Origin of the sequence: Paenibacillus gorillae (assembly GCF_000513275.1) — a bacterium.
GTDB lineage: Bacteria > Bacillota > Bacilli > Paenibacillales > Paenibacillaceae > Pristimantibacillus > Pristimantibacillus gorillae.
The window spans coordinates 45,396-65,969 of sequence record NZ_CBVJ010000095.1 but is presented as its reverse complement, the minus strand read 5'-3'; the positions used below and the strand labels follow the sequence as shown (position 1 = coordinate 65,969).

Sequence of the window (20,574 nt, the reverse complement as noted above, 5' to 3'; positions counted from 1 at the left end):
AGCAGTATGGCAATCATCAAAGCCGTCTTGGGGAGATTCATGTTAAGCTGGCGGATCAGCAGCAGGGGCTGTAGAGCTTCGGACAATTAATTCCGGCTGGAAGACAAAATCCTCCGCTTTTGATCTTTTCTCAATTAGGTCAAGCAACAACTCTGCAGCTTTCTCTCCCAGCTCCGCCTTAGGGTGGGACACCGTCGTTAAGCCCATCGCAGACGCGATTGGCGAGTCGTCGAAGCCGACCACGGAAATATGCTCCGGCATGTTCAGATGCAATGGCTTGAATGTCTCTTGCAGCTTCATAGCGAGCTCATCATTGTAGCAGACCAGCGCGGTAGGCCGATTGGCCTCGGCTTGCAGCAGCCGGTTTGCAGCAGCGGGAACATGAGTATGAAGATCCTCTGTCGCATAGTGAACGAGCCATTCCGGATTGACCGCAATACGGTACTGCTGGTGAGCGCGAATAAAGCCTTTTAGCCGATTAACCCCTTGCAGATCATCCGTTTTGAAAAAGCCGGCAATACGCCGATGTCCCAGCTTGATTAAATGCTCTACTGCGAGAAATCCGCCCAGCTCGTCATCGACTTTTACGACCGGACAATGGATTTCAGGGTATCGCTCATTAATCATCACGTAAGGGATGTTCAGGTTGGATAGCGTCAAATAGAAATTAAGATTTAGATTGGTCTGGGCGCTTTTCGTCGGCTCGATAATGAGTCCGCTTAACGGCTGCTGGATAAGCAGACTCAAGCTTTCCTGCTCCTTCGCCTTGTCGTTGTCCGTGCTGGACAGCAGCAGCTGATAGCCGCGTTCCCGAAGCTTGCCCTCTGCGCCGCGAACGATATGCGGAAAAATATAACCCGAAATATAAGTCGTCAGCATGCCGACGGCCCGAATCGACTTATCTTCGGGAGATGACGGATGCGCTACGAATGTTCCTTTGCCCTGAATGCGGTACAGCACGCCCTCCGTCTCCAATTCTCCAAGCGCTTGCCTTACGGTCTGGCGGCTCATCTGGAACAATTGGGTGATTTCATGCTCGGACGGCATTTGCTCATCGGGCCGAAGCTTCCCCGTCTGCACCCATTGAAGCAATTCCTTTTTCAACTGCACATATTTCGGCAATCGCTTAGTCATCTTACACCCCGTACTCCTCTAGTCTTTCATTCATTATAGCAGTTTCGGTTGAGGCGGCAACCGGACAAATTCTGATGCTGACGCGTGCGTGCGAAAAGAAGTTATGGCCCGGCGCGGCAATTCGACAGATCGTGTTGAGGGAAAGAAAGAAGAAGTGGAGAGGGAGGCTGTAAACTATTGAGACGCATTTGTGACAGCGCAGCGCCAGCCCGTTGTCGAAAAGCCAACCCTGTATACTCGCCACTCGTGCTGTATAAGAACAAAATGCAAAAGTACAGTTTGAGGAGGCTCAAAAGGTCCCAAAACGCGTTCAAAATGTAAAAGTACATTTGGAATCATGCGATTTTGCTCTTTAGAGGCTTTTTAGGACAATCAAACTGCACTTTTGCATTTTGATGCGATAAATCGACTAAAAAATGGATAACAGCATGCAGTATTACATTTTGATTCTTCACGGCCTACCATAAGCTTCGTGTAGGAGTGAAGGATAGCAAAAACATCCGTTGTGTGCGCAGGGATAAGACCCTCGGAGGGTCTTAACCCTTGAAACAAGCACTTTGGCGAACGCTTTAAGGCCCTGCTAGGATCTTATAGTCGTCTGCCATGCCGAAAAATGCCGTTTAGCATGCTCGTGGGAAGAGCTAAGGCCTCGGGAGGGTCTTAGCTCATGAAAAAAGTGCTGAAGTGGAACTGATAAGATCCTAGGAGGGTCTTATCAGGTCCATCTTTCAGAAAGACGTCGCCGGGCTTGCTCCAAGGTAATCGCCCGTTAGTTACACTCGAGAAAAAGGCCAGATGGGTGGACAACTTAACGCACAAAATCCAGACTCCTGCTGTCGCTATGTCTGACCACCTTGTCGCCATACCGCTCGAGCTTGGCCTCGAAGCTTGTCCGGTTCGCTTCGAAATCGCGAGTCCACTTGTACATCATTCTCAGCATGGTGAAGTCCGGCTTGTAATGACAGGCTTCAATGCCGAGCTTCTGCCTCACAAATCGAACGAAAATGCGAATGTGTCGCTTCCATAAGGGGGGATCGAGAAAGATGATCGTATCGGCCATCTCAAATAAACATTGATACGATTCGCGATCCGTTCCTTCGAAAATCCATGTTCCATCCCCATTAAGGTCAATCTCCTTTATAACAGACACTTGCTCGTCCGCCGTACGTTTATGTCGTCCTGACGGCGTCTGATGATGAACGATAGTGTCGAGCTCATACCAGGGAATGTGTAGCGTAGCGGATAACCTTCTAGCCATTGTCGTCTTGCCGCTGGCGACGATTCCGATGATTAGAATTTTCTTCATGGACTCTCCTTCGCATGCCGCTCAACAATTTCGAACGGATAATAGATATCCGAATATGTCGTTGCATGACCGCAGATGAATGGTCTCAAGCTGTTTTTACCTCTATAGCAGCACACTGTATATATTTTTGTTCCCTCTACTTTTGTTTCCTCTATTTATGAGGCTATCAAATGATAGGCCTCCGCACAATATTTTAAACCCTAATCCCTCATTCCTAATGTCCAAACTCCAAGCAAAACAGCACAGCACCTCATCTAAAATAAAGCCTGAAAACTTTTTTAGTGGTACGACATTTTATGTCGTACCACCTCTTCTATAATGGAAACTGTAAGACAATTTAAGTTGAAATCGACAAATAAAGGAGTATCAGCCAATGGCTAAAACTAAAAGGGGACGGGCGTTGTGGAATCTGCCTTCACGGGGGCGGGGCACGTGCCCGGTGTGCAATATGACAAGAATCAAACTGCTGTATTCCCGTTCGAAAACGGACGGAACTGTTCTGAAAGTATGTAAAAGATGCCAAGGCGCGGTTCAAAGCAGAATCGACGCTGTTACGGGATCATAGTCCGAACGTAAGCAAAAATCCGTTCCCGAGGAACGGATTTTTTAATGGGACTGTTGCGCAATTTTCGATTCAGATGGTGTAATAAGGAAAAGTAATATTTTTCCGGAGGGGAATGCCATTGAGCAATATGCACCGGATTCAGTGGTTCGATCAGCAAATAAGGGAAAGCCGCTATCCGAACAGCAGTCAGCTTGCGGAGAAGTTTGAAATATCGAAACGCCAAGCTCAGCGGGATATTGAATATATGAACATTACGCTGCGGGCGCCGCTCGCTTATATCGCCAAGCATCGGGGCTATATGTACGAGGAGCAGACCTATATTCTTCCCCACCTGTATATGACCGAGGACGAAAAACGGATATTACGGTTTCTGATTCATCGTTACCGGCAATACGACTATGACAATGCGGATGCGGCGAATCGAATCGCTTATTTGCTGGAACGCTTCACGGATGCGGAGGACGATTCCGGCGATAAACGACTGCCTGTTTTTGAATTTAATCCAAAGCTGATGCAGAGCGTTTTGCTTCTATCGGACGCGATAAAGAAAGAGTGCGCGGTCGATCTCCTATATGAGGGCGAGCGGCTGCGCGTCTATCCGGTCAAATTCGAATCCCGCTACAACATCGATTATGTCGCCTCCTATTGCGAGCATAATCAGAAGCAGCGGATGATCCGCCTTGGCGCCATCGAACAAATCGAACTCGCCGAGCAGTCCAAACGGAGCATTGGGGCCGTGCCGGTAAAAGCCTATCCTATCGATGAACCTTGGCGGCCGGTCCAGCAGCCCTTTACGGCGAAAATAAAGCTTCAACAGCAGCCCGGTCCGTCATGGGGCGGGTTTGCGGCAAAGCCGTCTGCGGATTCGTCCGATCTATACGAAATCGAATTTTACGATACGGAGGCATTTCTCCGGCATTTAATGACAAGCTCTTGGAGTGCGCTGCTCGCTCCGAAATGGCTTCGGGAAAAGCTGCAAGCCAGATGCGGCAGTGTACTGAATCGATTAAACGGGGAGGTAGAAGGATGACGCGCGTTTATTTGGAAAATATGCCGATGAAGCGGGAATCCAAGGCATTCACGGACAGTCTTTACGCTGTGCTGACAGGAGCCGGACTGTTCGACGGCTCCAAGACGTGGCTGTCGGGCTTGAGCGGACTGGCGTTTAAATTTAGCGTTCATAAACGGCTGCTTCCAATGTCGGTGTCGGCCTACGGACAGTTTGGAACCGAGCATCATCGCGCGATTGACAACTTGGCTATTTTCACCCAATCCGACGGCGGCCGCACTAGACATGAGACTTTTCGCAGGTACCAGCTTGATGCTGTGCAAGGCGTGAAGGAAACCCTGGACAGAGGCATCGGCGTTATTTACTGGATACCGGAATTTGGCGTCATTCGCGGCTATGACGATGAGGACGGCATTTTTTTCGTACAGGACGGCTGGAACGCCGAGGATCAGATTGTGCTGTATGACAATTTTGGGCTTAATTTCACTCCGTTCTGGAGTGTTCACTGGATCGGGGACAAGGTTGAAGTGCCGGTAGAGACGATAGTGCTGGGGTCATTGCGGCTAGCGGTGGAGGATTGGGACACGCCGTTCAAAACGCTGCCCGACCGGGAGATCGCTTCCGGCAAGCTTGCTTATACTTATTTGCTGGACGGATTAAAGAGCGGAGATTTCGATGAGGGCGGAGCCAGATACATTATCGATACCTTCTGGTATGCGAGAAGGGAGATTAGAGATTATTTGGCTGCTGCGATACAACTGCTGCCCGAACTAAAGACGGCTTATACGAAATATGCGGAGCTGACGGAGCTGGCACCTGCGGAGAATGGTGCCCGAAGCTTCACTGCGGAAGCGGAATATTTGGCGGCAGCAGAGCCGCTTGAGCATGCGGCGATGGAGCATATTCGTAAAGTATGTGCCGACAATGATAAGCCAGAGCAGCACATTTTACCGAGATGGGGCGCTCATGCTCCAAGATAAAGGGGGAGAGAGTAGATGGCGGACCGGCTTTTGAGCCCTATTGGAATGAAAGTAGAATCAAGGTCGTATATCGACGCTTTTCATGCGGTGCTGCAGCATCAAGGGTGGTTTACGCGGAGCAAAGCGATGCTGGCAGGCATGACGGCCTTTGGCTTCCGGCAATCGGTTCACCGGCAGTTAAAGCCTGAATCATCGACCGCTTACAATTGGATGGCGGAAAATTTTCTCGCGGCGGACCTGATCGGCGTAACTTCATCGCAATATGCCGGATTTACGTTCTTGCCGACCTTTCCGCTCTACCGTGAATATGTCATCGGGCGAATTAAAGCTTCCATTGACTGCGGTACTCCGGCTATCTTTTGGCGGGACAGATTTGTTGTTGCCTGTGGTTATAACGATGAAGCAAAGCGTATTTATTACAAAGACGGCATCCATGACGATGTTCAGCAGCTTCCATATGATGAATATGGTTCTCCTCCTTACTATCATTTGCAAGTGCTGGAAGAAGGAATGAAGCTCGATCCGGCAGCGGTGTATAAGGAGTCCTTTCTGCAGGCTATCTATAAATGGGAGGAGCATGAACTGATGCTGCCGCGTGAGGAATACGCCTGTGGCGGCGAAGTATACCAAGCGATCCTTGATGCGCTGGCAAGCGGTGATTATGATGCTGACGGAGCAGAGATAACGCTGAAATGGCTGGCTGCGGCGAAGCGGGATTTAGCCGATTATATGGCTGAAGTGGAAGAGGAATGGAGAGAAGCAGGGAAGGCGGCGGCGCATTACCGGACACTTGCCGGCCTTATGGAGCGTGTCTGCGCAAGTGAATCGACGGCGCTGCGAATAAGGCTGCTGCAGGATGCCTATCAGGCAGAGTCGCTGGCGATCCGTGAGTTAATCCTGCTTGTAAGAGAAGCGGCCGGCAATCGATTCGATTATGTCGGTTTAAGATAAATGAGTATAGCCTCCCTGCTAGGAAGCAGATCCTTCTGCTATCTCCGATTCACGTTTAAGCAGCATGGTTTTGAACAAAACTAGTGCAAAGGCCCAGTTGGGCTGCTTGAACACGGAGGAGAGGAAGCGACGAAATGGAGTCGAGAACGGAAAAAGAAAAGATGAGGAGCGGCGAGCTCTATCATGCCACTGATCCGCAGCTAGTGCTGGACCGGCAAAACGCCAGCCGGCTGCTGCGTCTCTACAATCAATCGCTGGAGTCGGAGAATGACCGGCGTACAGCATTGCTCAAGGAGCTGTTTGGCTCGGCCGGTTCTAACCTGTATGTACAGCCGACCTTCCGCTGTGATTACGGCTACAATATTCATATTGGCGACGGGTTTTACGCCAACTTTGATTGTGTGATTTTAGACGTATGCGAGGTTCGGATTGGTCATAATTGCTTGCTCTCGCCGGGCGTTCATATTTATACTGCCACCCTTCCGCTGGACGCTGGTATACGCGCCTCTGGGGCGGAGCTGGGCAAGCCGGTTACGATCGGAAACGATGTATGGCTCGGCGGGCGGGCGATTATTAATCCGGGCGTGAAGATTGGGGACAATGCCGTTATCGCATCCGGTGCAGTAGTGACCAAAGACGTGCCCGACAATGTTATCGTTGGGGGAAACCCTGCAAAAATAATGAATTCTTAAATAGGCAGACAGTGTGTGAAATAAAGAAGCCGTTCCGGAAATAGGTCATGGGGACCCGCCGGAACGGCTTTCTTTTTTATTATGGCTTACAGGTATACCGCTTTGCCTGTTTTCGCCGATTCATAGATTGCTTCAAGAATTTGCGAGACGACGAAAGCTTGCTGCGGCGTAACGACTGGCTCGGTATCTTCGTCAATCGCTTTGATCCACAGCTTCATTTCCAGATCAGCAGGGTTCTCCGAGCTGCCCTCGTAGAAGGCAACGCCGCCAGCACTCAGATCGACGTCAGTCGTGAAGAGACGGCTATGCTTCTCGCCATTGATGCGCAGGCCGTTTTTCATGTCCGCGCCGCCTTCAGTACCAGAGAGGGTACATTTCGCTTCATCCACTTCTAGCGTATTAAGCGCCCAGCTGGATTCCAGCGAGATGGTCGCGCCGTCTTCCATTACGATCATGCCGAAAGCAGAATCTTCTACCGTAAACTTCGCCGGGTCCCAAGGTCCCCAAGCATTAGCGGCATTCTCGCGCTGCGAAAGCTTGTGATAGGCTGTGCCCAGTACAACCTTCGGCTTGTAGTTGTCCATCATCCAAAGCGTCAGGTCAAGCGCGTGCGTACCGATATCGATCAACGGGCCTCCGCCTTGTTTTTCTTCGTCGAGGAATACGCCCCAAGTCGGAACGGCACGGCGGCGGATCGCATGCGCTTTCGCGAAGTAAATGTCGCCCAGCTCGCCGGATTCGCAAACCGCTTTCAGATGCAGGCTGTCGGAGCGGAAACGGTTGTTGTAGCCGACGGTCAGCTTTTTGCCCGTGCGCTCTGCTGCTTCTAGCATCCGTTTTGCATCATGGGCTGTTTTTGCCATCGGCTTCTCGCTCATGACATGCTTGCCAGCTTCAAGAGCAGCGATGGAGATGTCAGCATGCGAGTCGTTTGGCGTACATACATGCACGATTTCGATAGAGGAATCTTTGAGCAGTTCGGTGTAATCCGTGTAGACACGTGCGCCTTCAGCGCCGTATTTGGAAGCAGCTTCTGTTGCGCGCTCCTCAACGATGTCACAGAATGCGACGATGTCAACATTGTTCAATTTGCTCAGGCTTGGCAAATGTTTGCCGTTGGCGATGCCGCCGCAGCCGATAATAGCAAGCTTGTAAACTTTAGACATAGTAAAATACCTCCTAATAGTAGTTGTTATATAAAATGTGGACTTATTTCACAGACAGCGGCTGCTGTTCATGCTGTTTCCGGTATTCCGTAGGGGTGAGCCCGAACTTCTTGCGGAACACGGCATGGAGATAGTTGCCGCCGGTGAAGCCTGTTCCTTTGGCGATCTGCTCAACCGATTGATTCGTTTCCAGCAGCGCCCGGCAAACTGCCTCCAGCCTAATATCCTCCAGAATCCGGCTGAAGGTTTGACCGTCATGCAGCTCCTTGAACAAGCGCTGGATATGGCGGGTGCTCAAATTAAGCCGGTCCGCGACATCCTCAAGTGTTATCGCTCCATCATAATTGGCATGAATATGCTCCATCGCCAGCCGGAACCGGTACGCCTTCATATCCCGCATCGGAAAATGCTTATGCTCCTTCGAGGCATCGTACGCCCGGACTGAGCGAAGCAAAATCTGAATGACCGATTGCTTGACCGTCGTATAGCTGCCGGTAAAATTATCGCTGCAGGCTTGATATGCCTGCAAAAAGTAAGGCATCGCCTGATGGATATCTTTGGCCGGATAAAGCGGCAGTGATTTCAGCTTGGTGATGCAATCACGAGCCTCTGCCGCTTCCCAATCGTCGTAGGAGGAGGGATCGTCGTTCCCTCCCTCGGTACGGTCAATAATATCGACATGGAGGCAGAGCTCTTCCATCGCTTCGCTGGCATCCGCTTCCTGATAGTGCATAACGTCAGGGCCAGTCAGGTAGAACATGCCGGATTTTAACGGGTACTCCTGGTCGACAAGAATCACTTTTCCTTTGCCTTGCGGGATATAATGCAGCTCGAACTCCGCATGCTTATGAAAGCTGATGACTCGCCCCGCCTGAAACGTCGTCAGATGAAAGCGAAGCACATGGATATCGTATTGCCCCCATTTGATCCGCAAATCCAGACGCTCCAGCGCATCCGGCCGCTCCCGCATATCCTCATAAGGAAAGCTTGCCATGTCGACCCCTCCTGTCAGTTAAGCCATCCATCATGTATCATGTGCGAATGCCAGATTTTATTTATTAGCCTTCCAGCTCGTCGAGGCGAACGTTGCGTTGTTCCTTGGCTGCCAGATTCGCAGCTTCCATCAGCTTCGTCAGATCAACCGCCAAAGCAATGTTCTCATCCGCTGTTGTGTCTTCTTGAATATGGCGAACCCATTGGTCAAAGGCGCTTTCCCGGCGGTCAGGAAGCGGGATTTCCGTCCATTGCTCGGCAGCATTGCCAGTTGCAAGGGAGGAGCGAAGCAACAGCTTGTCTTGCGGAGTTCCGTACAATAGCGAGCCTTTGGTGCCATGTACTTCAAGCGTGAATGGCGAATGGTCGTTGACGAAGCCCGCCTCGACGATGCCAACCGCTCCGGAAGCCGTTTTCAGCAGTACAGCAGCGTTATCCTCAACGTCTTTGCCGGTTATATAACTGAATTGAGCGGATACTTGCTCGGGAAGCTCATTCAGGAACAGTCTGGCCAAATACATCGGGTGGCAACCGAGATCGATAAGCGCTCCGCCTCCGCATTGCTCCAAATTATAGAAATGCTCTGGCAGCCAGTCGGCTGTTGCCCCGTTATGAGAAAGACGGGCGCGAACGAGCGTAACCTGTCCGAGTAAACCTTGCTTCAGAACGTCGCGTATAGCGAGCGTATAGCTGTCATTCAATCGCGGAAGCGACACAGTCAGCTTCACTTGGCTGGCCTTCACTTCATTTAAGACAGCGTTTACTTCTTTAAGCGTAGGTGCAACTACTTTTTCCGTAAAAATATGTTTTCCGGCTTTTGCTGCGGCCGTCATGACCTCTTCGTGCATCGAGGTTGGCGCGTCTACAATAACTGCATCAATATCGTCGCGCCCCAGCATTTCATTCAGGTCGGCATAGAAAGGGACATTCAGTTTGGCAGCAGCCTCTTCTCCGCGGGCAGGGAGCTCATCCCATACGGCAACGATTTCAGTGTCCGGGTGCTCTTGGGCTTGTTTCGTATAATCCCAAGCATGGACATGCCAATAGCTTATTTTTCCAATGCGAAGCATAACTTGCTCACTCCTCGTAGGTTCGATTATTTAATGGTTATAATCACTATAAAAATATGACAACATGTTTAATCTAACATATTTAAATCTTTATTTTTAGTGCGAATTCATGACTTTGATACTATGATATTACGACATGAGGAGAAATGGAAGAAGCAGCGAGTTCCAACAATCAGATTTGTGCTGCCCGGTGGGGGAGGGCTGTGATGCTGCGGATTGCAAAGCAGCAGTTATTGCTTGCTGATTGCAAGGTCGAAGCAATTCGAGTTGACGAAGAAGGATAGAGACCGTATACTATCGTTAAACGTAATTATTACGATTTAACAAAGCGGCAAGTATCTGGCTGACGAGTCAGATTTTTTTACGGTGCATAATCGTAATTATTACGCTTTGTTGAATGGTGCAGAACGATAATAAGAAGATTGAGGTGGCAGTGATGACAACGAACAAAATTCCGGTAACGGTATTAAGCGGCTATTTGGGAGCCGGTAAAACGACGATTTTAAATCATGTGCTTCATAATCGGGACGGTATGAAGGTAGCGGTCATCGTCAATGATTTGAGCGAGGTCAACATCGATGCTGAACTTGTGAAAAATGGCGGCGGTTTGTCGCGTACCGACGAGAAGCTGGTGGAGATGTCGAACGGCTGCATCTGCTGCACGCTGAGAGAGGATCTGCTCCGCGAAGTGGAAAGGCTGGCGAAGGAAGGCCGCTTCGATTATATCCTGATCGAATCGACGGGGATCGGGGAGCCGGTGCCGGTGGCTCAAACCTTCACCTATATTGATCAGGAGCAAGGCATCGACCTTACACAATGGTGCAGGCTCGATAGCATGGTGACCGTCGTAGACGCTTATCGGTTCTGGCATGATTATTCTTCGGGAGAAACGCTGCTGGATCGTAATCAGGCAGTGGGTGAGGATGATGTGCGAGAGGTAGTTGATTTGCTGATTGACCAGATTGAGTTTTGCGACGTGCTGCTGTTGAACAAATGCGACATGGTCGGTGAGGAAGAGCTGGAGGAGCTTGAGGGCGTATTGCGTACGCTCCAGCCTCGCGCCAAACTGATCCGGACGGTAAAGGGCCAGGTAACGCCATCGGAAATATTGAATACCGGTTTATTTGATTTTGAGGCGGCCAGCCGCTCGGCGGGTTGGATTAAAGAACTGGAATCACCGGTGCATACACCGGAGACAGAGGAGTACGGCATTTCTTCCTTCGTCTATCAACGGGTCAAACCTTTCCATCCAGGGCGTTTGATGAAATGGATGGAGCAATGGCCGGAGGATGTCGTCCGGGCGAAAGGGATCGTATGGCTGGCTTCACGCAGCCGGCATGCGCAAAGCTTGAGCCAAGCCGGGCCGTCCATTCAATTCGGGCCTGCGGGCTTGTGGGCGGATGCACTGCCAGAAGAAGAAAAGCTTCAATTGCTGGCGGAAGAGCAGGAGTTGGCCCAGCAATGGCATCCGGAGTACGGTGATCGGATGAACAAGGTTGTGCTGATCGGTATCGGATTGAACCGGCCGGAGCTCGAAGCTTCGCTTGATGACTGCTTGCTGAGCGAGGATGAGATGGGGAGCGATTGGAGCAAGCTGTCCGATCCGTTCCCAACCGTACCGGACGAAGCCTATGCGCTGCAATAAGGAGGTGACCCAGCCATGAGAGTAACTGTAACGCTTGCGTGCACCGAAACTGGCGACCGCAACTACACGACGACGAAAAACAAACGGACAACGCCGGAGCGTTTGGAGCTCCGCAAATACAGTCCGCGCCTCAAGCGCGTCACGCTGCACCGCGAGACCAGGTAATGCGGGAGGCGGCGCTTGCGCCGCCTTGCTTGGAAGCGGCAGGCGATGGTTCCTCGCTCCACTCCTAAGGAACTTAAAACAGCGATAGTTCTCGCTCCGTACCAAGTAACATTAGATAGGCAACAGTTCTCCTCCCGCTCCAAGTAACTTTGGAACAACTGTAGTCCCGGCTCCGCTCCAAGTAACCAGTTAACGAAGCAGCTTCGCAAGATAGCGAAGCTGTGTTCGCTGTAGAGGTGGCTTTGCTAGGCATGTGCGGCTACAGCGAACCTAATTTCGCTAATGGCGAACTTAGGTTCATGAAAAGCGAAGTTTAGTTCGCTGTAGGAAAACAGGACAGCTGTACACGGCAGAATAGCGCAGCTCGCTTCGCAAAATAGCGAAGCAGGTTCGTTAAAGTGTGTTTAGGGTTGGCGGTAGAAAGTTACAGCATTGATTTAGTTACATTTGAGCAGAAAAGCAGCTTCGTGGCAGGAACTTAGTAACGATGAACAGCAAACTTTTGCACAGTAAACTAAGGTGATGCTAATAGCAAATTTAACCGCCTGCTCCAAGTAACAATAAACAGCAACAGTTCCCGCTTCGCTATAAGTAGCAATAAACAGCAACATTCCCACTTCGCTCCAAGTAACCAATTAACGAAGCAGCTTCGCAAAATAGCGAAGCTGCTTTCGCTGTAGAGGTGGATTTGCAAGGCACGTGCGGCTACAGCGAACCTAATTTCGCTATTGGCGAACTTAGGTTCACGAAAAGCGAAGTTTAGTTCGCTGTAGGGAAACAGGGCAGCTGTACACGGCAGAACAGCGCAGCTCGCTTCGCAAAATAGCGAAGTCGATTCGTTAAATGGTGTTTTCAGTTCGGCGTCAGAGAGATAACGAAGTGTATTTAGGGTTGGAGGATAATGACCTCATTGGTCTCTGTGTCCCAGATCCGCGGACGTGTATCATTTTCGGCTATGAAAATGACGTTGCCCTCCCGGTCAAACGCGTATGCGATTGGTATCGAAATCGTACTGTCGCTATAAAATCCGTCCGCATGGCTGACACCGATCATATATGTACGATAAGTTCTGGCCATTTGCTGAGCTGCAGTAGTCCATTCATCGAATTGTTCCTTGCTGAACATGCCGACACCGATACAATGGATGATTAAATCAGGGGACGGGGGCTCGTCGCTTTTAACCCCTTGTAATACTAGTTCATCGCACAATATGATACCCATCGTAAGGCCAGCTTGGCTGATAAAAGCAGTATTGCTGTATTTGACCCGGTCCATGACAATTTCCCCCGACCGTCCCACGATAATGGCTTGATCCTTGGGGCGCTCCTGAAGCTTCCGGTATCCGCCAATTAATATCACCTCGTGCTGGCCAGCCAGCGTCCGCGCTTCCTCTACATTTTCATTTAAGTAACCCTCTGGAAAAACGACAGCATCCACGTCTGGATAGTCATGCAAAGCCTCTCGTAATTGCGATAGTGTATTTTCAAGCCTAGGCTGGATCAGCAAAATTTTCATACGACAGTCGGCCTCCCCAAATGGTTTCATGGAATTTCATTTCGATGCTCTATTATCCTAATCTTGTAAATCGGATCTTCGCAACAGCCTATTTGGCGGCGGCAAGAGGACAACTCGGAAAACAAGAAGTTTTTCCGCCGACAGAGTACCCAATCAATGAAACCATACACAAAAAAACCGCCAGCCTCTTCCACAGAAAGAAAGAGAGGCTGACGGCCGAAGTGCATTATGACATCGTAGTCGAATTGTTCTTTTCCTTTCGAGGCCATAGCGTAAAACTAAAGCTGTACAGGAAATCAACAGCGGTAATGATTGACCACACCTTCACTGTCCCCATTAACGCAGCTGTCCGTTCCGCATCGCCGATAAAGAATATCATAGCGAGCAGAAGCACACAGCCGATGACATAGGCGATAAAATAACGAAACCAGGTGACACGCTCATGCCGTGCATGCGCCTGACCGTATTTCGGCTTAACTTTACGTTCCGGCTTCGGGCCGCCTGCAAAGCGATAAGCGAATTGACCGTCGGCCCACTGGATCATCCGATGTCCGAATACGACGGAGACGGCGATATAAATGGCCGCCAGGCCGTGGATGAAAGAAGCGGTCTGACCGTTTCGCAGGTCAATCCCAGTTGCGAACAACAGCACCAAATCGACGACTGGCGTACACAGCAGAAGAAAGGCTCCGGTTCTCTTCATCCGGAAAATATAGCGGAACAGCAGGCCGGCCGCAACAAACAGCCAGAATCCGATCTCGCATCCGATAATAAACGCAGCGATTATGGCGTTCCACTCCTTTTATAAAATACAACTGTATTAAAATAAAGTTGATGTTATTTTAGCATGGTTGTATGGAGAAAAACAACTCTGATACACTAGAGATATGCCCAAAATAGTAGATCATGATAGGCGCCGGGAACAACTGGCGGAAGCGGCTTGGCGAGTGATTCGCCGGGAAGGGATGGAAGGAGTGTCGGTGCGCAGTGTTGCGGAGGAAGCGGGGATGTCACTCGGTTCGCTGCGGCATTATTTTGTCACACAGTCCGAGCTGCTTGCCTTTTCCATGCAGTTGGTGTCCGAACGCGTAACACGAAGATTGAAGGAACTCAAGTTAACCGGGGATCCCCGTCAAAATATTGAGCTGATCGTCGCTCAGCTTGTGCCGCTGGACGAGGAACGGCTTGCGGAGTCGGAGGTATGGCTTGCTTTTATGGGACGCGCTGTTGGCGATTCCTCTATTCGTGCCTTCAGCCTCCAAGTACATGATCAGCTGTACAACGGATTTCTGTCCATCGTCAGCGGAATGGTCGTACAAGGATTAGCCGCAGGTAATTTGGATGTTGAGCTGGAAGCAAAACGGCTCCATGCGCTCGTTGATGGATTAGTCGTTCACGGGGTCACACGTCCAGAGCGGCTGACCGCAGCGGAGATCAACCGTGTATTGTTGTATCATTTGGATCAAATGATGGACAAATGAAGCGGAGCAGTTAGCAGAAGTTGAAGCAGCAATTGTGAGAAGGAGGAAAAGGATATGTTTCGTGCATATATATTGGAACAGCAGGAGGACGGACAGACGTCCTTTTCGCTGAAGCAGCTTGAGCAGGAGGCGCTGCCGGAGGGAGAGGTTCTAGTCCGGGTAGCATACTCCAGCGTGAATTATAAGGATGGCATGATCGCCATTTCCAATCAAATGGTCAAAAGCTATCCGCATATTCCCGGCATAGATTTGGCTGGGACCGTGGAGCAATCGAGCGATTCCCGCTTCCGTGAAGGGGATGCCGTCATTGTCACCAGCTACGGGCTGGGCGTCTCGCAGCACGGCGGTTTCAGTGAATTGGCAAGAGTTCCGGGAGACTGGGTCGTTCCGCTTCCCGAAGGCTTGTCGATGAAAGAGGCGATGATCCTCGGAACAGCGGGCTTTACGGCAGCGCTGTCTGTGCAGCGGCTGGAGGATAACGGGCTTCATCCCAGCAAAGGGCCGGTTCTGGTCGCTGGTGCGACTGGCGGTGTCGGCAGCGTCGCAGTCGATCTGCTGGCTGGTCGAGGCTACGAAGTGACCGCGAGCACCGGCAAGGCGGAGGAGCATGCGTATTTGCGGGAGCTTGGCGCCGCGAATATCATCGGCCGCGAGGAGCTGTCAGACGCAGGGCATAAGCCACTGCGCAAAGGGCTGTGGGCGGGAGCCGTTGATCCCGTTGGCGGACAAACGCTTCAATATATTTTGAGTACGATGCAGTATGGCGGTTCGGTAGCGACAAGCGGCTTAACCGGCGGCTTTGAGGTGGCGACTACCGTCTATCCGTTTATTTTGCGCGGCGTGAACTGGCTCGGCATTGACTCGGTTGAATGTCCGATGGAGCTTCGCCGCCTTGTATGGGACAGGCTTGCAACTGATTTGAAGCCAAAGCATTTGGATGGAAATCTGGTTAATGAGATCGGTCTGGAGCAGCTTCCTGAAGTTTTGCAAAACATTTTGCAAGGCAAGGTGCGCGGCCGGACGATTGTCGCCATGTAGCTGCTGCCCATGGTAAAAGGGCATTAGCCGATGCCCAATGTGAATAAGACCCCTTGAGGGTCTTATTTGCGTTTTGCTATGCAAGTTATCCGCCAAGCAGGCCTAATCCGACTAGATTTCGTCCTGACTACTGTCATCCTCTCCGGTTAATCTGCCGGTATCGCAAAATGCGCCGATACATCGTTTTATCCGGTAATCGGGTAAATGGGATGGCCTCAGGACGTACATTAACCTCCAGTACCCAAGGGTGGAGTTTGCTGTCGAGCGCAATATCGAAGCCGAGCTCAGTCAAGAAAGGAAAGTTTGTCCTCAGCTCCAGCGCAGCGGACAAACAAAACCGCTGCAGCGTTGCTCTCGTCCGAGCACGGGAGGCGCTCCCAGCGTGAGCGGCAAGCACGGAATCGACAGGATGAATCGATGCGCCTTGTGCACCGTTCGTAACGGCCCGGCCTTGTTTGGCCACTCTTGCGAGCATGCCGGTAATATGCCAACTGCGGCTGCGATCAAGCTGGGCGACGACGCGCAGGTCAAAGATACGTCCGCGATGTCTCAGCATCGCTATGCCGCGCTGCATTAGATACGGTCTTCTGCCCGTCCGCTTACGGACGGTTCGCAGCAGCTTCGCTAGCGTAAGTCCCCGCATAATTGCGGTGCCATGATGCAGCGAATAGCGAGAGCCATTTCGTTCGATGCGCATCACGCCGTCGCCATGCGAGCCGCGTATGGGCTTGACATAGACGAGGCGATATTGCGCAAGCATGGCCGTCAATGTTTTGCCGCTGTATAGACGGGTAGGGGGAATGAAGCGCCGAAGTGATTTTTTTCTTTGGAGAAGGAGCGTTTTCCGCCATTTGCTGGATGAGGCCCGGTATTGCTTTTTCGTCAATATGCCGGTCATGGACGTGTTCTTCCTCCTTTTCATGTACACCTGTTGGTTGACCTAATAGCATATGCTTGCCCATTAAGCTGCGAATGGACTTATGCGGACAGGATCGGCGGGACCCTTGCTGCCATGCCGGCATAAGATGAACAACGACGTTTTTTTGGAGGAATGGACATGCGCATTTCGGTTGAAAATGAGACGGTTCGCGCGAAGCTGGAGGAAGTGCGGCGGATCTACCCTTGGTACGGCAAGCTGATGGACACTTCCGAGTCAGGGGAGCCGAATATTCCGCTTCTGACAGCGGAGCGCTTGAGCGATTATTACGACAGGGCAGACGGCGCAAGCAATCCGGAGTGGAACGTATACCGGACATCCGGCACCAGCGGCGGGCGGCGCAAGGCAATCTATTATGATGCAATTGACGAGACGCACTATGTGATGCAAAAGGTCGCGTTGTTCGGCAAGCTGCTGGCCGGCGTCGACGGCATAGAGCGTGTACTTAGTGACATGGGAACGGGGCATGCGGAAGCAACGGCGAAGCCTATTTTTGAACAGCTGGGCTATGAATGCGAATCTATACCGTTCGGCTTGCCCGCAGCGGCACATTTGGTTCGCATTGGGCAGTATCAGCCGGATGTGCTGTATACGATGCCGTCGCTGTTGGATGGTCTTTTTCGTGCTGCACCTGTGTCTTTTACTTGGGGGCTGAAAAAAATTATTCTCGTCGGAGAACCTGCCCCGCCAGAATGGAGAAAAAGGGTAGCTGAGCGGATAGGCATTGCCGCTGAGGATATCGTCGACACATTCGGCAGCATTGAGATTGGAACGATCGCTTATTACGATACTGCAAGAGGACGTTATGTGCTGATGGAGGGGCTGCTGGCGGAAGGCGTTCAACCGCAAGAGATCGGCTTGCCGGATATTACGTTGCCAGAGGGCGAGCAGGTGCTGGCGCTCACTTCCTTGCATCGGCGCCGTTTTCCCGCTCTTCGTTATGTAACCTACGACGTTGTACGTGATCTGCGTACGGAGGAAAACGAGAACGGCGAGACGTTCACTACCTTCGCGGCTATCGTCAAGCGGATCGGGCCGGAATTGAAGCATGGCGAGAAGATTAGCGTCTATGATGTGGAAAATGCTGTGTTTAAGCATATCGGGCAGGCTGAGGTCAGAGTTCAGGTTAACGGAAACCGTCTGCAGGTTCAGATTGCTACTGTGGACGAAGTCGATGCGGAGACTGCCGCGGCTGTCCGGGCTGAGCTGCAGGGAGCGATACCGGAAATCGGAGCGATGATCCGCGGCGGTATGCTGGAGGAAATGCAGGTGCAATTTGTTTCCACAGAGCCGGGGGCAGGCCGGGACGGAAAGTTAACGGCGGACCAGCGTTTACCTGTGACAACTCAGGCTTCTGTTCCTATGAAGCGGAAAAAGCTTTATCTCTCTGAGGATACTGATAGAGGCAATGGAAAACGTATAGATAGAAGCGGATCGCAATGAGCCGGTATGAAAATATTTTATCAGCGATTGGTTCGACCCCGGCTGTGCAGTTGAAAAAGCTGTTCGCCCATGCGCCGTTCAGCGTATACGCCAAACTGGAGATGCTCAATCCGGGAGGAAGCATGAAAGACCGCCCAGCGAAGGAAATGCTGCTGGCAGCTTGGGATCGGGGGTTAATTGGACCAGGTTCTACCATTGTGGAGTCCAGCTCGGGCAATTTGGCGATAGGATTGGCGCAAATATGCAATTTGCTCGGCTGCCGTTTCATCTGCGTTGTCGATCCTCGGACGACAGAGACGAATTTACGTATTTTGCAAGCTTATGGTACGCGAATTGATATGGTTACGAAACCCGATGCTGCTACAGGCGAATTTGTCCCGGCAAGGTTGAATCGTGTTCGCCGCTGGCTGAGACTGCTTGCCGGTGCTTATTGGCCTAATCAATATGCCAATCCGAACAATGCGCTGGCACATCAGCAGACGACGATGGCGGAGCTGGCGGCGGATTTGCCGGAGCTGGATTATTTGTTTTGCGGCGTGAGCACTTGCGGTACGCTTCGCGGCTGCCTGGATTACATCCGTTTGCATGGACTGCGGACGAAAGTGATTGCCGTTGACGCCGATGGCAGCCTTATTTTTGATCGGAACGGAACAGGCGCAGCCCGGCTGCTGCCGGGACTTGGAGCCGGAAGGCGGCCGGAGCTTTGCCCGGATGAGGGTGTGCATGCGGTTGTTACGGTCAGCGAGACAGAATGTATTGAGACTTGCCGAGCGCTTGTACGCAAGGAATCGATTCTGGCGGGTGCATCCTCTGGCGGTGTACTGGCCGCTGTGGAACGATATCGGGAACGGATTGAGTCGGGCGCTGTATGCGCCGTTATTTTGCCGGATCGGGGGGAGCGGTACTTGGATACGGTTTATGACGACGAATGGGTGGAAAGCAGATACGGCCCCGAATTTGCGGAGCAGATCCGCTCCAGAAAGCGGGTGCGTTCTTGCGATATTTGAACGAAGCGGATATTCGGCAGATCGGCATCGACTGGAAAAAACTTGCCGCCGTCATAACGGAAGCGGCCGACGCTTATGCGAAAGGCGAATGCGCGCAGCCGCTGAAGCCTTATTTGAAATTCGGCGATGCAAGCAACCGCATCATTGCGATGCCAGCTTATGTAGCAAAGCCGCAGCGGGCTGCAGGGCTGAAATGGATCGCGAGCTATCCTGGCAACATTGCGGCAGGCTTGCCGCGTGCGCATAGTGTCACGGTGCTGAACGATCCCGATACGGGGGAGCCAATTGCTATGATTCGAGGCGGGCTCATTAGCGCAATCCGAACGGCAGCGGTCAGTGGTGCGCTGCTGCTTGCTTTGTTGAGCTCTCGTGCCCGTCTTGCTGGCAGCAGCAGGCCGGTCGAAGCTGCCATAATCGGCATGGGGCCAATCGGCCGGACGCATGCACAAATGCTGAATGCTTTGTTTGGCGAAGGTGAAATTGCCCGGCTTCGTCTGTACGACCGAAGGGACATAGATAGGGAAGCTTGGAGTGACAGCTCGCTTAGCAGAATACCCGTAGAGCGAGTGTCTACTTGGCAGGAAGCATATCGGGAGTCTGATTTAATCCTCACTTGTACCGCTTCAGCGGAGCGTTATATTGACGAGGCTCCGTCAAAGCCCGGCAGCATACTGATGCATGTATCGCTCCGCGATTACATGTCTGAGGCGCTTGCCGGAGCGGGAGCGGTCATCGTCGACGACTGGCAGGAAGTATGCCGGGCCGATACCGATATTGAGCGGCTTCATCTGGAGCAAAGTTTGCAAGCGGCGGATACGGTTGCGCTGGCGGAGGCGCTATCCCAGCCGGATGCCGTTGTAGCGAGCGCTGGTGAGCGTCCGATATTGTTCGCTCCGATGGGGCTGGCTGTCTTCGATGTAGCAGTTGCCGCCTACTACGCCGCTGCAGCCGAGCAGTTGGGCATCGGCAAGCTGCTGGATTGAGGGGCTGGGGGATACTGTGAAATCCCAGTGCAGAAGAGTTAATCCTTAACTGATGCGTTAACTCACGTACTGGAAGTAACTAAGGTTCTTTGTATTGTGGCAGAGAAGAAGTGGTCTCCCCCTAACGGATGCAGAAGCATGAACCTAAAAGTAACTAAGGTTCTTTGCAATGTGGCAGAGAAGAAGTGGTCTCCACCTAACGGATGCAGAAGCACAACCTAAAAGTAACATTACCTTACGGCTCTAAGGCAGAGCCAGAGCCAGAGGCACAGACATTCGCATGTACTCGCACACATTCGCTCCAGCGAACCTGCTTCGCTAGATAGCGAAGCCAGATTCGCTAACTGGACTATCTTCGCCACGTAAACTAAGATTAGCGAAGCAATTTTCGCTACTCGCGAACCTAAGTTCACGAGTAACGAAACTAGGTTCGCTCCAGCAAAAAGTGGAGCTTATTGAAGTGCCAACAGCGAACTTAGCTTCGCAAAACAGCG

20 protein-coding genes are annotated in these 20,574 nt (G+C 51.7%); 12 read left to right on the top strand and 8 right to left on the bottom strand.

Annotated features, from left to right (window positions below):
• Positions 1-42: 42 nt before the first annotated feature.
• Both TY10_RS17185 and TY10_RS17180 read right to left on the bottom strand, forming a co-directional pair.
• Positions 43-1,134 (bottom strand): GntR family transcriptional regulator, encoded by a 1,092-nt coding sequence (locus TY10_RS17185; RefSeq protein WP_042166026.1) that lies wholly within the window; start codon positions 1,132-1,134, stop codon positions 43-45.
• An 808-nt stretch (positions 1,135-1,942) separates the two neighbouring features.
• Positions 1,943-2,440, bottom strand: a complete 498-nt coding sequence (locus TY10_RS17180; protein WP_042166023.1) for a P-loop NTPase family protein — start codon at positions 2,438-2,440, stop codon at positions 1,943-1,945.
• A 373-nt stretch (positions 2,441-2,813) separates the two neighbouring features.
• On the opposite strand from TY10_RS17180, the gene TY10_RS31665 reads away from it, so the two are divergent.
• The 5 genes from TY10_RS31665 to TY10_RS17160 all read left to right on the top strand — a co-directional run bounded on the left by TY10_RS31665 (position 2,814) and on the right by TY10_RS17160 (position 6,637).
• A complete protein-coding gene (locus tag TY10_RS31665) occupies positions 2,814-3,005 on the top strand; it encodes a hypothetical protein (protein WP_081735334.1) in 192 nt (63 codons plus the stop codon).
• A 127-nt stretch (positions 3,006-3,132) separates the two neighbouring features.
• The gene (locus TY10_RS17175; RefSeq protein WP_238327746.1) at positions 3,133-4,035 is read left to right on the top strand and encodes a helix-turn-helix transcriptional regulator; all 903 of its coding nucleotides are present in this window, start codon (positions 3,133-3,135) and stop codon (positions 4,033-4,035) included.
• Positions 4,032-4,994: a cysteine peptidase family C39 domain-containing protein gene (locus tag TY10_RS17170; RefSeq protein ID WP_042166017.1), complete on the top strand. Its 963-nt coding sequence runs from the start codon at positions 4,032-4,034 to the stop codon at positions 4,992-4,994. Before TY10_RS17175 ends, TY10_RS17170 begins: the two co-directional genes overlap by 4 nt.
• A gap of 15 nt (positions 4,995-5,009) precedes the next feature.
• The gene (locus TY10_RS17165; RefSeq protein ID WP_042166014.1) at positions 5,010-5,945 is read left to right on the top strand and encodes a hypothetical protein; all 936 of its coding nucleotides are present in this window, start codon (positions 5,010-5,012) and stop codon (positions 5,943-5,945) included.
• 134 nt (positions 5,946-6,079) lie between these two features.
• The gene (locus TY10_RS17160; RefSeq protein WP_042166012.1) at positions 6,080-6,637 is read left to right on the top strand and encodes a sugar O-acetyltransferase; all 558 of its coding nucleotides are present in this window, start codon (positions 6,080-6,082) and stop codon (positions 6,635-6,637) included.
• A gap of 86 nt (positions 6,638-6,723) precedes the next feature.
• Here the strand turns inward: TY10_RS17160 and TY10_RS17155 are convergent, their stop codons facing one another.
• From TY10_RS17155 to TY10_RS17145, 3 genes are all read right to left on the bottom strand, one after another.
• Positions 6,724-7,803: a Gfo/Idh/MocA family protein gene (locus TY10_RS17155; protein ID WP_042166010.1), complete on the bottom strand. Its 1,080-nt coding sequence runs from the start codon at positions 7,801-7,803 to the stop codon at positions 6,724-6,726.
• Between the two features lie 43 nt (positions 7,804-7,846).
• Complete coding sequence (locus TY10_RS17150) at positions 7,847-8,797, bottom strand: AraC family transcriptional regulator (protein WP_042166008.1); 951 nt, start codon at positions 8,795-8,797, stop codon at positions 7,847-7,849.
• Between the two features lie 64 nt (positions 8,798-8,861).
• Positions 8,862-9,866: a Gfo/Idh/MocA family protein gene (locus TY10_RS17145; protein WP_042166006.1), complete on the bottom strand. Its 1,005-nt coding sequence runs from the start codon at positions 9,864-9,866 to the stop codon at positions 8,862-8,864.
• 436 nt (positions 9,867-10,302) lie between these two features.
• On the opposite strand from TY10_RS17145, the gene TY10_RS17140 reads away from it, so the two are divergent.
• Entirely contained in the window at positions 10,303-11,511 is a 1,209-nt protein-coding gene (locus TY10_RS17140; RefSeq protein ID WP_042166004.1) for a GTP-binding protein, read from the top strand.
• Between the two features lie 15 nt (positions 11,512-11,526).
• Entirely contained in the window at positions 11,527-11,676 is a 150-nt protein-coding gene (rpmG, locus tag TY10_RS17135; RefSeq protein WP_042166002.1) for a 50S ribosomal protein L33, read from the top strand.
• Between the two features lie 885 nt (positions 11,677-12,561).
• On the opposite strand, the gene TY10_RS17130 is transcribed toward rpmG, so the two are convergent.
• Positions 12,562-13,191 (bottom strand): carbon-nitrogen hydrolase family protein, encoded by a 630-nt coding sequence (locus TY10_RS17130; protein ID WP_042165999.1) that lies wholly within the window; start codon positions 13,189-13,191, stop codon positions 12,562-12,564.
• 226 nt (positions 13,192-13,417) lie between these two features.
• Positions 13,418-13,978: a hypothetical protein gene (locus TY10_RS29920; protein WP_081735333.1), complete on the bottom strand. Its 561-nt coding sequence runs from the start codon at positions 13,976-13,978 to the stop codon at positions 13,418-13,420.
• 100 nt (positions 13,979-14,078) lie between these two features.
• On the opposite strand from TY10_RS29920, the gene TY10_RS17115 reads away from it, so the two are divergent.
• Together TY10_RS17115 and TY10_RS17110 are read left to right on the top strand one after the other, a co-directional pair.
• Entirely contained in the window at positions 14,079-14,672 is a 594-nt protein-coding gene (locus TY10_RS17115; protein WP_042165994.1) for a TetR/AcrR family transcriptional regulator, read from the top strand.
• A gap of 54 nt (positions 14,673-14,726) precedes the next feature.
• Positions 14,727-15,710 (top strand): acrylyl-CoA reductase family protein, encoded by a 984-nt coding sequence (locus TY10_RS17110; protein WP_042165993.1) that lies wholly within the window; start codon positions 14,727-14,729, stop codon positions 15,708-15,710.
• A 133-nt stretch (positions 15,711-15,843) separates the two neighbouring features.
• On the opposite strand, the gene TY10_RS17105 is transcribed toward TY10_RS17110, so the two are convergent.
• Positions 15,844-16,608, bottom strand: coding sequence for a YheC/YheD family protein (locus TY10_RS17105; RefSeq protein WP_052350605.1), 765 nt, complete (start codon positions 16,606-16,608; stop codon positions 15,844-15,846).
• A gap of 159 nt (positions 16,609-16,767) precedes the next feature.
• Between TY10_RS17105 and TY10_RS17100 the strand changes: the two genes are divergently transcribed.
• Genes TY10_RS17100 through TY10_RS17090 form a run of 3 tightly spaced genes read left to right on the top strand, consistent with a single transcriptional unit; the run spans position 16,768 to position 20,080 of the window.
• A complete protein-coding gene (locus TY10_RS17100; protein ID WP_052350604.1) occupies positions 16,768-18,090 on the top strand; it encodes a phenylacetate--CoA ligase family protein in 1,323 nt (440 codons plus the stop codon).
• Positions 18,087-19,097 (top strand): 2,3-diaminopropionate biosynthesis protein SbnA, encoded by a 1,011-nt coding sequence (gene sbnA, locus TY10_RS17095; RefSeq protein WP_042165987.1) that lies wholly within the window; start codon positions 18,087-18,089, stop codon positions 19,095-19,097. The genes TY10_RS17100 and sbnA overlap by 4 nt, the downstream gene beginning before the upstream one ends.
• Positions 19,085-20,080 (top strand): hypothetical protein, encoded by a 996-nt coding sequence (locus tag TY10_RS17090; protein WP_042165984.1) that lies wholly within the window; start codon positions 19,085-19,087, stop codon positions 20,078-20,080. The genes sbnA and TY10_RS17090 overlap by 13 nt, the downstream gene beginning before the upstream one ends.
• Positions 20,081-20,574: the final 494 nt, after the last annotated feature.

Coding starts and splice junctions, on each gene's coding strand:
- TY10_RS17185 (WP_042166026.1), bottom strand. CDS start 1,134: ATGACTAAGCGATTGCCGAAATATGTGCAGTTGAAAAAGGAATTGCTT.
- TY10_RS17180 (WP_042166023.1), bottom strand. CDS start 2,440: ATGAAGAAAATTCTAATCATCGGAATCGTCGCCAGCGGCAAGACGACA.
- TY10_RS31665 (WP_081735334.1), top strand. CDS start 2,814: ATGGCTAAAACTAAAAGGGGACGGGCGTTGTGGAATCTGCCTTCACGG.
- TY10_RS17175 (WP_238327746.1), top strand. CDS start 3,133: ATGCACCGGATTCAGTGGTTCGATCAGCAAATAAGGGAAAGCCGCTAT.
- TY10_RS17170 (WP_042166017.1), top strand. CDS start 4,032: ATGACGCGCGTTTATTTGGAAAATATGCCGATGAAGCGGGAATCCAAG.
- TY10_RS17165 (WP_042166014.1), top strand. CDS start 5,010: ATGGCGGACCGGCTTTTGAGCCCTATTGGAATGAAAGTAGAATCAAGG.
- TY10_RS17160 (WP_042166012.1), top strand. CDS start 6,080: ATGGAGTCGAGAACGGAAAAAGAAAAGATGAGGAGCGGCGAGCTCTAT.
- TY10_RS17155 (WP_042166010.1), bottom strand. CDS start 7,803: ATGTCTAAAGTTTACAAGCTTGCTATTATCGGCTGCGGCGGCATCGCC.
- TY10_RS17150 (WP_042166008.1), bottom strand. CDS start 8,797: ATGGCAAGCTTTCCTTATGAGGATATGCGGGAGCGGCCGGATGCGCTG.
- TY10_RS17145 (WP_042166006.1), bottom strand. CDS start 9,866: ATGCTTCGCATTGGAAAAATAAGCTATTGGCATGTCCATGCTTGGGAT.
- TY10_RS17140 (WP_042166004.1), top strand. CDS start 10,303: ATGACAACGAACAAAATTCCGGTAACGGTATTAAGCGGCTATTTGGGA.
- rpmG (WP_042166002.1), top strand. CDS start 11,527: ATGAGAGTAACTGTAACGCTTGCGTGCACCGAAACTGGCGACCGCAAC.
- TY10_RS17130 (WP_042165999.1), bottom strand. CDS start 13,191: ATGAAAATTTTGCTGATCCAGCCTAGGCTTGAAAATACACTATCGCAA.
- TY10_RS17115 (WP_042165994.1), top strand. CDS start 14,079: ATGCCCAAAATAGTAGATCATGATAGGCGCCGGGAACAACTGGCGGAA.
- TY10_RS17110 (WP_042165993.1), top strand. CDS start 14,727: ATGTTTCGTGCATATATATTGGAACAGCAGGAGGACGGACAGACGTCC.
- TY10_RS17105 (WP_052350605.1), bottom strand. CDS start 16,608: ATGACCGGCATATTGACGAAAAAGCAATACCGGGCCTCATCCAGCAAA.
- TY10_RS17100 (WP_052350604.1), top strand. CDS start 16,768: ATGCGCATTTCGGTTGAAAATGAGACGGTTCGCGCGAAGCTGGAGGAA.
- sbnA (WP_042165987.1), top strand. CDS start 18,087: ATGAGCCGGTATGAAAATATTTTATCAGCGATTGGTTCGACCCCGGCT.